This is a genomic window from Vibrio chagasii, assembly GCF_024347355.1.
GTDB classification, from domain to species: Bacteria; Pseudomonadota; Gammaproteobacteria; order Enterobacterales; family Vibrionaceae; genus Vibrio; species Vibrio chagasii.
In genome coordinates, this window is record NZ_AP025465.1 from 55,998 (window position 1) to 70,313 (window position 14,316).

General features: G+C 45.3%; 10 protein-coding genes. 2 read left to right on the top strand and 8 right to left on the bottom strand.

Annotated elements, in window-relative coordinates; all coding sequences use genetic code 11:
* Nucleotides 1–58: 58 nt before the first annotated feature.
* The 5 genes from OCV52_RS00255 to OCV52_RS00275 form a co-directional block, all read right to left on the bottom strand.
* Nucleotides 59–2,311 (bottom strand): Ig domain-containing protein, encoded by a 2,253-nt coding sequence (locus tag OCV52_RS00255; RefSeq protein WP_137408743.1) that lies wholly within the window; start codon nucleotides 2,309–2,311, stop codon nucleotides 59–61.
* Between the two features lie 298 nt (nucleotides 2,312–2,609).
* Nucleotides 2,610–4,160, bottom strand: coding sequence for a hypothetical protein (locus OCV52_RS00260; protein WP_137408744.1), 1,551 nt, complete (start codon nucleotides 4,158–4,160; stop codon nucleotides 2,610–2,612).
* 1 nt (nucleotide 4,161) lies between these two features.
* Nucleotides 4,162–4,734: an ECF-type sigma factor gene (locus OCV52_RS00265; RefSeq protein WP_137408745.1), complete on the bottom strand. Its 573-nt coding sequence runs from the start codon at nucleotides 4,732–4,734 to the stop codon at nucleotides 4,162–4,164.
* The gene (locus tag OCV52_RS00270; RefSeq protein WP_137408746.1) at nucleotides 4,734–6,164 is read right to left on the bottom strand and encodes a chromosome partitioning protein ParA; all 1,431 of its coding nucleotides are present in this window, start codon (nucleotides 6,162–6,164) and stop codon (nucleotides 4,734–4,736) included. The genes OCV52_RS00265 and OCV52_RS00270 overlap by 1 nt, the downstream gene beginning before the upstream one ends.
* 2 nt (nucleotides 6,165–6,166) lie before the next feature.
* On the bottom strand, nucleotides 6,167–7,459 hold the full coding sequence (locus OCV52_RS00275) for a serine/threonine-protein kinase (protein WP_170222471.1): 1,293 nt from the start codon (nucleotides 7,457–7,459) through the stop codon (nucleotides 6,167–6,169).
* 343 nt (nucleotides 7,460–7,802) lie between these two features.
* Here OCV52_RS00275 and OCV52_RS00280 point away from each other — a divergent pair, with 343 nt between their 5' ends.
* Entirely contained in the window at nucleotides 7,803–9,044 is a 1,242-nt protein-coding gene (locus OCV52_RS00280) for an NADH:ubiquinone reductase (Na(+)-transporting) subunit B (RefSeq protein ID WP_137408748.1), read from the top strand.
* 65 nt (nucleotides 9,045–9,109) lie between these two features.
* On the opposite strand, the gene OCV52_RS00285 is transcribed toward OCV52_RS00280, so the two are convergent.
* The 3 genes from OCV52_RS00285 to OCV52_RS00295 all read right to left on the bottom strand — a co-directional run bounded on the left by OCV52_RS00285 (nucleotide 9,110) and on the right by OCV52_RS00295 (nucleotide 11,870).
* The gene (locus OCV52_RS00285) at nucleotides 9,110–9,361 is read right to left on the bottom strand and encodes a DUF6482 family protein (protein ID WP_004740941.1); all 252 of its coding nucleotides are present in this window, start codon (nucleotides 9,359–9,361) and stop codon (nucleotides 9,110–9,112) included.
* Between the two features lie 126 nt (nucleotides 9,362–9,487).
* Entirely contained in the window at nucleotides 9,488–10,843 is a 1,356-nt protein-coding gene (gene gorA / locus OCV52_RS00290) for a glutathione-disulfide reductase (protein ID WP_004740943.1), read from the bottom strand.
* A gap of 187 nt (nucleotides 10,844–11,030) precedes the next feature.
* The gene (locus OCV52_RS00295) at nucleotides 11,031–11,870 is read right to left on the bottom strand and encodes a 23S rRNA (adenine(2030)-N(6))-methyltransferase RlmJ (protein ID WP_004740945.1); all 840 of its coding nucleotides are present in this window, start codon (nucleotides 11,868–11,870) and stop codon (nucleotides 11,031–11,033) included.
* 278 nt (nucleotides 11,871–12,148) lie between these two features.
* Here OCV52_RS00295 and prlC point away from each other — a divergent pair, with 278 nt between their 5' ends.
* Complete coding sequence (prlC, locus tag OCV52_RS00300) at nucleotides 12,149–14,191, top strand: oligopeptidase A (RefSeq protein ID WP_137408749.1); 2,043 nt, start codon at nucleotides 12,149–12,151, stop codon at nucleotides 14,189–14,191.
* The last annotated feature ends 125 nt before the right edge of the window (nucleotides 14,192–14,316 follow it).

The following is a 14,316-nucleotide window of genomic DNA, read 5'->3' on the forward strand; positions in this document are numbered from 1 at the left end:
GGTTTTGATAAAAGAAACCCCAGCGCTGTGCTGGGGTTTTTGTTTGGGGGGATGAATATTACTCGTGATTAGACTTACCATCCCAAGTCATGTTGAAGCGGATATCGGTAATGTATTCACTCCAACTATCTGATATATAACCCATGATGCTGTATGTTTTATCTTGCTCAAGACGGTAATTGTTATCATAATTGAATAAGAATGATATCACTGCGCTTGGTGTTCCATCTTCGTCAACTGTGAAACAAGAGTTATTGTTCGCGTAGATACCATTTGGGCTATCGTCAAAAGTCACCATAAATCTTTCAAACATAGCCTCATCACCATCCTGACCTTCAAATAGACCATCACAGCTAATACCATTCATCCACACTTTAATATAATCATGAGAATTACCAGAGCCATTAGCTACATCCATTTGAAGGGTGGTAGAGGTCAGTGTGAATTTATCTTCTTGAGATGTTGGCCAATAGATAGCTGCGTCTCTAACATCAGAGCTATCGCTTGATAATACTTGAATACGTTTCTCAGCATCCAGCTCATTCTTAAACCAAGTGTAACGACTTGATTTATTATCCTCGGTATGAACTACTGCCTTTGAGCCATTTGATATTGCATCGCTATCGTAATCATTTTTCACATCATAAGTGATGATACCACCCTCATCGCCCACTTCATATTTGGCTTCCAACAGATCGTCTTTGATAGAATACGTACCTATCTGAATATCAGCTTCTGCTGTACATTCGGTTTTGTTTTCAACAGTTCTTTTATTTTGATAAACATTGCCATCTTTGAAAAGAACAGTGTCACACCAAACACGGCTTGGTCCACTTTCATCACTTCCATTTGAGTGACCTTCTTCAAGGTAATACCAAGTTTTACCTTCTAAAGGGTGAGTCTCAGGTGGAGTGTAGCCTTCCAATACTTCAGGTAACGTAAATGTCACGTAGGTTGGTTCGTTATCATCATCAACGCCACCGACATTGAAAGTTTGCCCTGCTGGGTATGACTTACTTGGTGTGCCCGAAATAGTAACGATTGAATTTGTGTCTTCCTTTGGGGTAATGGTTAACCCATCAACAGTCAGAGCACCAGAGCGGTATTTAACGATGTCACCATCAGCATCGTTAAATAAGCCTGATAGATCGAGAGTTTGGTTGAAGACTTCACCTTCTTGAGGTTGCCAGCCATCAATGACACTTTGTAGTCTTACTTTTTCTTCATCGACGACTTCTGGAGCTAGGTTCTCAGCTAACTTAATGACTTTAAGGTGCAGTGGGTATGACAGTGCGCCATGCTCATCTTTTGCGAAGATTTGGTAATTGTAAGTGCCAGCCTTAGTAAGATCACCACTGATAATGCCAGTATTGCTATCGATCACTAGCCCATTGAGGTCGTTGGCTAGCTCTTTGAGTTTGAACGTTAATCTATCGCCTTCCGCATCTTGGAAAAGAGTAGAAGCATCTAGGTCTAACCAAGCATCTGAAGGAGCGAGAGTAATATCTTTCAATACAACATTTTCACTATCAACAGGACGAGAGTTAGGGGTTACCGTGATTCGGTTACCATCGGCAGGAACATTAACCGTTGGGGAGAAATCATCAATCTTTTGTGAAGGATCAACAATGATAGCTTGAGCTTTTACTGCCACAGCTTCAGTCAGTTCTAGTTGCTGTTCGATCGTTAAATCTGAGTAATCAACCAGTGTTTCACCGATAGCGTTCAGTGCCTGTGCTTGCTCGGAGTCATCTGCAATGTAGTCACCAAAGAGCAGCTCTTTAGAGACAGTTAAGCCAGAAGCCATTACTGATTGTAAAACCTTCGCTTCAGCTTGTTCTCGAGTCAGTTCAGTACCAGCAGCTTTTGCCCCTTCAAGTTGTTCAATGACCATATTTGTCATTGGGTTGATGATGGTTGAACCCGCAGTCGTAGCCAGTTCGAAGCTGTCTGTAACTAGGCCGCGTGTTTTATCGTTTGTCTTATCTTCGATTGCTTTGATAAATACAACGCTATCTTTGTACTCATTTGGCAGAATAAACTGACCCTCTTCATCAGTCTTATCATTTAGCTTTTTATCAGAAGGGTCAAGCTTGAAGTTGCCATCTGTATCAACCCACACTTCAGCATTTTGTAGGTAGCCATCGATAGCGGTAATCACTACACCACTGGGAGCTTTACCTGAACTATTCCCCCCCGAAGCTGAGCCTGAACTATCGCCATTTGATGTTGTTCCTGAATTATTGCTATCTGAACCACAGCCAGTAAGAGCTAAGGCCACTGAAGCGGCCAGTAAACTCATCTTCTTCATTCTTCCATATCCTTTTTTTGAGGGGGAGGCTCTATGTAAGCCTACTTATTTCATTAGTTGAGCTAATATAAATTTGCTGAATGTTTTACTTGGATGTGGGTTATGTTTCAATGCACGTAAAGTAATAATAAATCCGTAAAGTTTATTTCATTTTTGCGTGTTGTATTGATCATCTTAATAATAGTGGTCGGGAGTTTATTAAGGTTATATTGCTATATAAATCAATATTTACTGGTATTTAGTGATTGTAAGCCGATACTGCTATGCTCAGTATCGGCTTGTCTGCGTTATGGCGACTTTAAAAGTCAGGGTCTAGATATCGAACATTGAGTTTCATCTCTTCAACCTTATGACGCCACTCCTTCTTAGGGCGGAGTATAATGCTAAATACCTCGCCATGTTTAAACTCATCGAATTCCAAGAAATCAACATCAAAGAAAGAGTATTGAAGGTGACCTAGAGGACGTTCGTCACACTTGATCGGTTCGAAGTTTTTGCCGACGGTTTGACCGATGATGTCGCCGTATACCCCTTGTCCACCAACTGAGTAGTGATCAAATTTGTGGAACAAATCTTCACAAACAACCGTTGTGTTGTAAGACTGCACATTTAAGTCGCCATCCATCTCATCGGGCCAATTGGGGTTGGTTTGTTGATAGTTGCTTAGGTGCATGCCATAACGCCCAAGATAGTACCGACCGTCGTTGGCAAGATACATGTAGTCCTGCTTAGTTATTTGTAGCGCTTCTAAACCCGTTACGGTGTTTATGCGCTGCTCTATTTGAACTTTCGAGGCCACCGTATAGGTTTCATACTCATTACCCATTTTAACTTGCGTTACATGAGCAGTTGTGAACGTAGGGTGACTTGGGTAGGTCTCTAAAATTGTCCAGCGCATGTCAGTGTCAAAAATAGACAGATTACTAGAGACAACTAAGGTATCGCCATCAACATGATACCCTCCAACGTTACGCAGATTGTGCTCGTTCGGGCAGGTAGTTAAGTTGCTTGAAGAAGCAAAGAATACTTCGTCATTGATGAACTTAAACGCCTCGCAGTAGACCTTTTCATAGTTGTATGTCTTACCTGCAAATTGGTGGTTGGTCTCTAGTCGATACCAAGTTTCCCCAATCAAAGGGTGTACGTCATCTTCCTCTAAACTTGAAGACATTGAAGGAAGTGAAAAGCTGGTGGTAACCCAGGCATTCTCTTCTGAGCCGTGGTAATCATCTTTAGCGCGAGCAATCAGCTGAGTGGGCGCTTCTTTAATTTTCGGGGTACCTTGGACGCTTGTTAGCCCGCCGAGATTTGAAACCGAAAATTTCGGATGATTGACGGCAATCTGTGTCGTCAGTAAGTCACTATCAGGGTCTTCAAATAGGCCGGTAACATCAATCGAGTAGTTAATCGGAGAGTTTTCGGTAAGGGACCATTGATTGATTTCGTGTTGAATACTTTGTTGTACAGCTGGGTTTACTTGTGGTTTCTGATTGCGATCTGCGCGGTCTTTGTCGTCAGCGACAATCAAGGTTTCGGTATCGCTGTAAAATTTCTCAGTTGGATCCTCAAATCGATCCGTTTGGCTTTCGAATGTAGCTGCTGGGAATGAAACCTCTGAAAGAGTTGGATCGGCCTTACTTTTTATCAATCTCGTTGATGAGGTACGACTTTGCGTAGGCTGCTCGTTCACGGCGGCCTGCGGTCCTGAAGAGGCAGTTTGTTTGACTGAAAGTAACGAGTCACCTCGGATTAGACGGGGTGTATTCACTTCTTCAGAAGAAAGCCAATGTGGTAGCAGAACGAAGGCTCCGCAGCCAGAGACAACCAAGATACAGAGATGCTTTTTCATGTTAAGCCAGTTTGCTTCGCAACCAACAACGCGAGAATTTGAGGTCTTTCTCGATCAAGCTTGCGCTGCACTCAAGTAGCTCGCTGATTTCACGGTTTCGCATGCCCATTAGATATTTGAGCTTTAGCGCCTGAGATTGACGAGGGTAGTGAATGCTAAAGTTGTCGATGGCTTTGTCCATCATCATGAACTGCTCAAACTTGTCGCTATCTTGGTTGCTAATTATGGTCATTTGCTGACGTTTTTGCGCCTGTAGGTGGCGGGCGTTATCGATAAGAATCTGGCGCATCACCTTAGCCGCCATCAAAAAGAAATCTTTTTTGTTCTCGATCGATTGCAGGTCTGAAGACGAGATTTTCAGATAGGCGTCGTGAATTAATGCAGTGGTGCTGTTCATGCTGTCGCTCAGCACTTGGTTATCAGTGCCGTACTTCTGTGCGCTACGAGTGCGCTCCTGTTGAGCGATTTGACGAAGTTGTAAGTAAGCGAATTGGTACAGGTCTGCTTCGGCGCTTTTGTCGCCGGATTGCCACTGGTGGATGATCTGTGTGATATCTGGAGTTGAAGTTGCCATTAGTTGTTAGACCTCACTTTGGTAAACTCAGAAACAGATAGGGTGCTGATATTATGAGATTTATCTGGATTTAGCGAAATTTTTTGTTTGAACCTGTAGAGGATGCCTTGGTCCCAGTTTTTGCCTGCAGGTAGGTATTCCCAGGCTGTGAAATGTTGTTGAGGTACCGAGTCGTACCAACGAACTACAACATTCATCTGCGCGAGGGATGCCGTAGGATCTGGATTGCTCAACCACCACATGTCGCCAAACTTTTCCGTCACATCTTGTGTGTATTGCTGGTGGTTTGTCGAGCAGGTTTCGGATTCGCTAGGCTCTAACAGAATGCGTTTGTCCTTTACCAGGAGGCACTCTGTGATGATGTCCGCGTGCTGGTATTGGGTATGTTGCCAGATGCCTTCATAAGGAATGTGGTTACCCCGTTCATTGGTGTAGGTGAACCAGGTCATCTCTCCCTTATTAGCATGACGAATGTGCTCTTTCTGACCTAATCCCTGAGTTTTTTCCATTAAGAGTTCGGTCTCGGTATCGAAATCCAAAGCAACAGTGCGATACTTCCAGTCACCTTCATCGTTGTAGTCTTCGATTGAGAACCCACTTAGATCGTGGCGGGTACAGCCCGTTTGTGCGCAACTAGTAAACCCCGTCCAGCCATCGCCAATTGGTTCGCGAGTGATCTCTTGAGGTGCGTGGTAAGGAAGTAGATTACAACCTTTAAAATAGTCGCCCGTTCCTGGGAATAGAATCAGCTCAGTGTCGGTAATCTGGTAGCTTAACTCCCCAATTGGCCCCTTATATTTTGGGTTAGCCTGATGAGCTAAATCGTAGAAGCAGGCTCTTCCCGCGTGATCTTTTTTGGCGATGATGATGTTATGCAGCACTTTGCCTCTTGGAGAGAAGATGATCTCTTCAGATGCAAACTTATCCTTGATGTATTCCTGACTCTTATTCAGGTGTTCAGCCGCTTCCTTAACTGAAATCAAATCGATCCCTAGGTCTTGGTCATCTAGGTAGCTTAAATCTAGGTTTTTAAGTTTCTTTTGAAACTCGACATCCGACAACACCTTACTGGCTAAGATAATCTCATCGCGGTGCTCTGGCGTGTCATCTAATGACAATAATAATCGCGTCATATTGATGCTGCGACTTGGTCGCGTCGATGATAACGTTGGCGTAATGACTTCTTGGCCGGATAGGGTAGTCAGTAGGTAGCCCGAACTATCGGTGCCAATAAAGAAACTCACGATATCACCTGAGTTGTATTGGAATGCCCCTTTATCTGTGGTGCCAGAGAGGTTTGAGCTGGTCTCGTAGTAGAGACCCGAAACTGGTGAATCGATAAAGTACCCAGTCAGAGGTTGGTTAGCATCAGCGTGCACGTTTAAGCTCAAAGCGCACGTTGCAATAAAAGATAAGAGAGCTTTTTTCATAATCAGTTACTAGATGAACTTGATTTATTTTTATTAGTCACGGATTTTTCTGGCGCAGGCGTTAGCATCGCCAATAGCATTTTTTGCTTAACGTCTTTGGGTAAATCTGGGTTCGATAATATTCGACGTCTTGTGAGTTCGAGCATGGTACCTACCGACATTTTGGCGGCATTACTGCCCTTAGCATGAAACAGCAGGCTTGTTACCTCGTACATCATCTCCTCGGCAACCTGCTTCTCTTTTTGCAGTTGCAGGTTCTTGTTGAAGATCGTTGTCGAGAAGGTAGCGCCTGAAATTAATAACAGAATGGTCAGGGCACTCTGTACTGGGCGACGCTTCAGTAGCTTAGATAGAGTATGGAGTGGGTGTTTCTCTCGGAGTGAAATAGGTCGGCACTCCAACATGCGCACAATATCTTGGCGCAACTCACTCACGCTGGTATAGCGTCGATAAGGCTCATGGTGTGTCGCCTTTTCAACAATAAGGTCGATATCCAAGTTAGATGAAGAGTCAAAGATCAATGCCAGGATTTTACCCAGAGAATAGATGTCACTTTGCTGAGTCAGAAATTGCCCTGCAGCTTGTTCTGGGCTTGCGTAAGCCTTGCTATAGGCTGTGAGCAGAGATACGTCGGTGTTTTTGTTTGGAACTGGCTGCTTAACCTTTTGAGTCAGGTTGAAATCCAGAATCTTAGGTGAGCTTAGTGGATCAATTAGGATGTTTTCTGGTTTGAGATCGGCGTGCAGTACCTGTTTTTGGTGTGCGTGTTCGATAGCAGAACAGATCTCTTTAAATAGGTTGAGCTTTTGCTTTTCATTCAAAGAACGATTCTGCAAGTGCAGCGAGAGCGTCTCTCCCTCTACACGCTCCATGACGATGTAGACCGACTCCTCATAGACCCCACCATCGAACACTTTGGCGATACAAGGGTGGTTGAGGTGAGCAAGCAGTTGCGCCTCTTGAAACAGAGCGTGTTCACCGAGGATATGTGAGAGAGCGGGCTGAATGAATTTCACCGCTAAATCTTGTTCAAAGGTTCTGTCTGCTCGGCTCGCAGCATAAACGACTCCCATACCACCGCGACCCAGCTCATGAGAAATCTGGTACTTGTCTACTAGGGTATTGGTGAGGTCGAGCTCTGTTTCGGTTACTCGCTGTGCGTGGAAGCCGAACAGTGATGTGATCTGCTCTGAGGGTTCTTCGTTTATAAGTGGAAGAACTTGTTGGTATAAGCCGGGTTGTTCAGCCTTTAATCGCTCTAGGTAAAGACTTTTTTCTTTATCTGACAGATCCATGAGGTGATAGAAAACCTCAGTGGAGCCACTGCTTTGTTTTTGCACAACTGATCTTTTTTATATCTTTATTATGCGAGCATTCTATAAGATTTTTCGATGTTTTTTCGGCATTTTTATCAATTACATATGAAAAAATGAGTGCATGATCCGCATTTTTGAGAAGAAGGGTGAAAATTCCAGCGTGCGATCTTTTCCCCAAATTTGAGCCCTGTTTTTTCTATCTCAAAAGCTAAAGCTGGGTGAATGTATGAGGATTTTATTATTGGTGGGGTTTATCTAAATTGTTCTCAAACACGGTTTGTTTCGTACTGTTAGTGAATCACTGAAATGAGGTTACAAAGATATGAAATTGAAGACGTGGATAGAGGGCATTTCCCCTCAATTTGAAGCTGGGGGTAAGTACGAAAAGCTCTACCCAGTGTATGAGGCATTTGCGACCATATTTTACACGCCAGGGAATGTGAACCGAGGTATAACTCATGTCCGAGATAGTATTGACCTAAAACGGATTATGATTCTGGTGTGGTTAGCCACTTTCCCCGCTATGTTTTGGGGTATGTACAACGTAGGTCATCAATCCGTGATGGGGTTAACCGCTACCTATTCCGGTGCCGAGCTTGCTTCTATCATCGATAGTAGTTGGCGCTTATCGTGGGCGTTTGGTGATGCACCGTCGTTAGTAGCAAGCGGCTGGGGAAGCCAGATGTTTTTGGGGGCGCTCTACTTCTTACCTGTTTATGCCACCGTATTTGTGGTCGGGGGCTTCTGGGAAGTTTTATTTGCCGTTGTAAGAAAACACGAAGTGAATGAAGGCTTTTTTGTAAGCTCAGTACTGTTCGCACTTATTCTTCCGCCAACTATCCCATTATGGCAAGCAGCCTTGGGCATAACCTTTGGTATTGTCGTTGCCAAAGAGTTGTTTGGTGGTACAGGGCGAAACTTCCTCAACCCTGCATTAGCGGGTCGAGCGTTCCTCTACTTTGCCTATCCCGCTAACATGTCCGGTGGCTTGGTATGGGTTGCCGCTGACGGCTACTCAGGAGCTACACCGCTCAGCCAATGGTATGAAGGTGGTGGCTCATCGCTGATCAATAACATGACAGGTGAGGCCATCACTTGGATGGATGCCTTTATTGGTAATATCCCGGGCTCGATGGGGGAAGTGTCTTCACTGCTCATCATGTTAACTGGTGTGATTCTGATTGTCATGAAGATAGCGTCTTGGCGTATTGTGGCTGGTGTGATTGTTGGCCTTGTAGTGACGTCGAGTCTACTGAACTGGATTGGATCGGATACTAACTCAATGTTTTCGATGCCGTTTTACTGGCACTTTGTATTAGGTGGTGTCGCGTTTGGTACCTTCTTCATGGCGACCGACCCGGTATCTGCAGCGTTCACCAATAATAGTAAATGGGCTTACGGGATTCTGATAGGCGTGATGACGGTCGGTATTCGAGTTCTTAACCCTGCCTACCCAGAGGGCATCATGCTCGCTATCTTGTTTGCGAACCTGTTTGCTCCGCTATTTGATTTCATGGTGAAAGAACAGAATATTAAGCGTAGGCAAAAACGCATGGCGCGTTAAGCCACTAAAGAAAAAGGCTTGCCGATGTGCAAGCCTTTCTATTGATAAAGAAACATAAAAGCCATTCAACTCCACTTCAAATCAATTTCGAATGGTTGTGTACTGCCACAGTGCTCCCCACACATCTCATCGTAAGCGCTGTTATGTATCAGTGTTGCTGACGATATGCCTTGATCACTAAAGTGGTCACGCGCTTGATTGACACTCAAAAACTTCATCGGGTGCTGGTGGTCGTCTTTAATTAACCGCTTTTGCTCGCCAACGACTTGGTAAGCTAAGTAAATTCCGCCTTCAAATGATTCAATTAGTAGATTCATCACAAACTCCATTTTCTAGTTAGGTGGATATTTGTGTTACGTCGAATCGAGAACCAAGGTTCAAAGCGGGCATAAAAAAAGCAGTCCCAAGGACTGCTTTTTAAAAGTATCAAATAAAGGTGTTGATTAACGCATAGTAACGAATTCTTCGCTGCCTGTTGGGTGAATTGCCACAACAGAGTCGAAGTCTGCTTTGGTTGCGCCCATCTTCATTGCAACGCCGAAGCCTTGAATCATCTCATCAACCGTGAAGCCGATGCCGTGTAGACCAACGACAGTCTCTTCTTCGCCAGCACATACTAGTTTCATCTTACAAGGTTGACGGTGCTTGGTTACGGCTGTGTACATCGCAGTGAAGCCTGATGTATAAACCTTGATATTGTCTTTGCCGTACTTCTCTTCAGCTTCTTGAGTCGTTAGACCGATTGTGCCGATAGGTGGGTGGCTGAATACAACAGTAGGAACTAGGTTGTAGTCCATTTTCGCGTTAGTTTGGCCGTTGAATAGGCGCTCAGAAAGCTGACGACCTGCTTTAACCGCTACAGGAGTTAGCTCGATACCGCCTTCCATGATGTCACCAACACAGTAGATGCCAGGAACGTTAGTCGCTTGGAATTCGTCTACCTTGATGTAGCCACGGTCGTTTGTCTCCACGCCAGTTGATGCTAGGTTGATAGCGTCAGTCGCTGGGTGACGGCCGATAGCCCAGATTAGGTGGTCAACGTTTTGAGTGTTGCCATTCTCTAGGTGTAGAGTCAGTGTGCCGTCCGCTTCTTTCACAACTTCTTTAGGCACTGAGTGCGTGTGAAGTGTTGGACCTTCTGCTTCCATTACCTCAACCAATGTCTCAACGATCATTGGGTCGAAGCTACGTAGCGGAGACTCTTTACGGCAGAACAGGTGTGTTTCTGTACCAAGTGCGCTTAGTACGCCTGCGATCTCAACTGCGATGTAGCCTGCACCGATAACCGCAACGCGTTTTGGCTGCTCCATTAGTTCGAAGAAGCCATTTGAATCGATGCCGTATTCTGCACCTGGGATGTTTGGAATCGTTGGACGACCACCTACCGCGATCAGGATATGATCAGCTGTGTAGTGTTCACCGTTTACTTCAACTGTCTTTTCGTCAACGAACTTAGCAAAACCTTTGATTACGTTTACCTTGTTGTTACCAAGTACGCGATCGTAAGATTGGTGGATACGACCAATGTACGCTTGGCGGTTCTCAATCAGTTTGCTCCAGTTGAACTTCTTCACTTCAACATCAAAGCCGTAGTCTTCAGAGTATAGGTTGATCGCTTCAGCGACTTGAGCGCCGTGCCACATTACCTTTTTAGGAACACAACCAACGTTTACACAAGTACCACCAAGGTCCTGAGCTTCGATAAGTGCAACTTTTGCACCGTGCATTGCCGCGCGGTTTGCTGATGCGATGCCGCCGCTGCCGCCACCGATACAGATGTAATCAAAATGAGTCGCCATTACTTTCTCCATTTATTGAGGGTTGTAGTCACAGTGAGCACACTGGATACCTACGTCCTATAGATTCTAAAATTGTCTAATTATTATATTGAGGGCAGATTGGTTGAACTCAATCTCCCTGTTTTAAATTTATTCGTCCACATCACAGTCTTTTGACTGCTCTTTGAGCTTCAATGTGGTATCGAGGTTACTCAGGTACGATCCACTCTACTTTGTAGTGACCGGTTGCTGGAGCAATTGCTTCCTTCAAGAATGGAAGAATCTCGTTCATTTGGCTTTCTAGTTTCCAGGGTGGGTTGATAACAATCATGCCTGATGCTGTCATGCCACGCTCGTTGGTGTCTGGTGATACACCAAGCTCGATCTGTAGAATCTTGTTGATGCCCAAGCTTTCTAAGCCTTCGATCATGTCTTCGATGTCACAACGGTTCACTACTGGGTACCAAATTGCGTAGATACCCGTTGCCCAGCGTTTATGGCTTTGAGCAATGGCGGTCACTACATCACGGTACTCTTTTGCAAGTTCGTACGGTGGGTCGATCAGTACTAAGCCACGGCGCTCTTTTGGCGGCAGGCTTGCTTTTAGACGCTTAAAGCCATCTTCTTTGTAGATCGATACCTGACGATCGCGGTGGAACTCTTGCTCAAGCAGCGGGTGGTCAGCTGGGTGAAGCTCGGTCAGTACCATACGGTCCTGGTCACGCAGGTGAGCACGTGCAACACGTGGTGAACCTGGGTAGTAGCGCAGCTTGTCGCCGTTGTTTAGTGTTGAGATAGACTCAAGGTAGCTTTGAATGTCTTCAGGAAGGTTTTGCTGTTCCCAGACGCGAGCGATACCTTGTTTGTATTCACCGGTTTTTTCAGACCATTCATGCGTTAAGTCGTAACGACCTACACCAGAGTGAGTGTCATGGTAAACAAAAGGCTTATCCTTCTGTTTCAAAGAATTAAGAATAAGGCTCTGTACGATATGCTTTACTACGTCGGCATGGTTACCTGCGTGGAAGCTGTGGCGATAACTTAACAAATTAAACTCTCGTAACACTCTCGTTTTAGAGTGTGGTTAGTGTAGGTGGGTTAATCTGATTATTATAACCCTCAATGGACCATAAATTCTCGAACAATTCAGGGACAGTCGTCAGCTATCTGCAGTTAGTTATTGGTTCTACTATTGAAATTTGCCTTTATGGGCACTATTTAATAACTATTCGCAGGTGATTTTTTAGGGCGCTGCTTAGCCTGATGACTGTAAGACGACCTCATTACAAAAAAGACGAAAGTCTCTAACGCCAAAGGAATGTTTATATGTCTAATCCGCTATTAACCTTCACGGACTTACCTCCGTTTTCACAAATCAAACCTGAGCATGTTAAGCCAGCGGTTGAGCAAGTGATTGAAGCGTGTCGCAACAAGATAGAACAAGTACTTGAAGGTAATACTTCACCAAGCTGGGACAACTTAGTTGCTCCAATTGAAGAAGTGGATGATCGTTTAGGCCGTGTTTGGTCACCAGTAAGCCACATGAACTCGGTTGTGAACAGCGACGAGCTGCGTGAAGCGTATGAAAGCTGTTTACCTCTGCTGTCTGAGTACGGCACTTGGGTTGGTCAACACAAAGGTCTGTTTGAAGCGTATAAAGCGATCAAGGCGAGCGAAGCGTTCTCTGGATTAAATCGTGCTCAACAAAAAACAATTACCGATGCACTGCGTGATTTCGAACTATCAGGCATTGGTTTACCCGCTGACGAGCAGCACCGCTATGGTGAGATCAGCAAGCGTCAGTCTGAGCTGGGTTCTCAATTCTCAAATAATGTACTTGATGCAACCATGGGTTGGAGCAAGCAGGTCACTGATGTTGCTGAGTTGGTAGGCATGCCTGAATCAGCACTGGCGGCGGCAAAAGCGGCGGCAGAGGCTAAAGAGCAAGAAGGTTACCTGCTGACTTTAGATATCCCGTCGTACCTACCAGTAATGACCTACTGTGATAACCAAGAGCTGCGTAAAGAGCTGTACGAAGCTTACGTTACTCGCGCTTCAGACCGTGGTCCAAACGCAGGCAAGTGGGACAACACTGAGATCATCACTGAGCAGCTTAAACTGCGTCACGAGATCGCGCGTATGCTTGGCTTTGGCACTTACAGCGAGAAGTCTCTGGCAACCAAAATGGCAGAGACGCCAGATCAGGTTCTGGGCTTCTTAAATGATTTAGCGGTGAAAGCAAAACCTCAAGGTGAGCGTGAGGTGGAAGAGCTGCGCCAGTTCGCTGAAAAAGAGTTTGGTGTGTCTGAGCTAGAACTTTGGGATATCCCTTACTACAGCGAAAAACAGAAACAGCACCTTTTCCAAATCTCAGATGAAGAGCTGCGTCCTTACTTCCCTGAATCGAAAGCGGTATCGGGTTTGTTTGAAGTACTGAATCGTGTATTTGGTATGACAGTGAAAGAGCGAGAAGGTGTCGATACATGGCATGAGTCGGTACGCTTCTTTGATATCTTTGATGCTAATGAAACATTGCGTGGCAGTTTCTACTTAGATTTATACGCTCGTGAACACAAGCGTGGCGGAGCATGGATGGACGACTGCCGTGGTCGTCGTATTACCGCTGCTGGTGAACTACAAACGCCAGTTGCTTACCTAACGTGTAACTTCAATAAACCGGTTGGCGACAAGCCAGCATTGTTTACCCACGATGAAGTTGTGACTCTGTTCCACGAGTTTGGCCATGGTATCCACCATATGCTGACTCAAGTAGAAGCAGGCGCGGTTGCCGGTATCAATGGTGTGCCTTGGGATGCAGTTGAGTTGCCAAGTCAGTTCCTAGAAAACTGGTGTTGGGAAGAAGAGGCATTGGCGTTCATCTCTGGTCATTTCGAGACCGGTGAAGCGCTACCAAAAGAGATGCTAGAGAAGATGCTAGCGGCGAAGAACTTCCAATCAGCGATGTTTATTTTGCGTCAGCTAGAATTCGGCCTGTTCGACTTTACGCTACACACTACTTACGACCCAGAAGTGGGCGCGCGCGTACTTGAAACACTGGCTGACGTGAAGTCTAAAGTGGCGGTACTACCAAGCCTTGATTGGAACCGTTTCTCGCACAGCTTCAGCCATATCTTCGCTGGTGGTTACAGCGCGGGTTACTACAGCTACCTATGGGCTGAAGTGCTATCGGCAGATGCGTTCTCAGCATTTGAAGAAGAGGGTATCTTCAACACTGAAACGGGTAATCGCTTCCTGAATAACATCCTAGAAATGGGTGGCAGTGAAGAGCCAATGGAGCTGTTCAAACGCTTCCGTGGTCGTGAGCCGCAAATCGACGCGATGCTGCGCCATGCAGGTATCAGCGCGTAATATTGTGCTGGTCAGAATGTAAAAAGAGCCTCCTTGTGAGTAATACCGATCAGTTAAGAAATTTGTGAGATCATTTGACCGATCCTCAAAAGGCTTCAGAATCCGATATTAGGAAACTAATATCG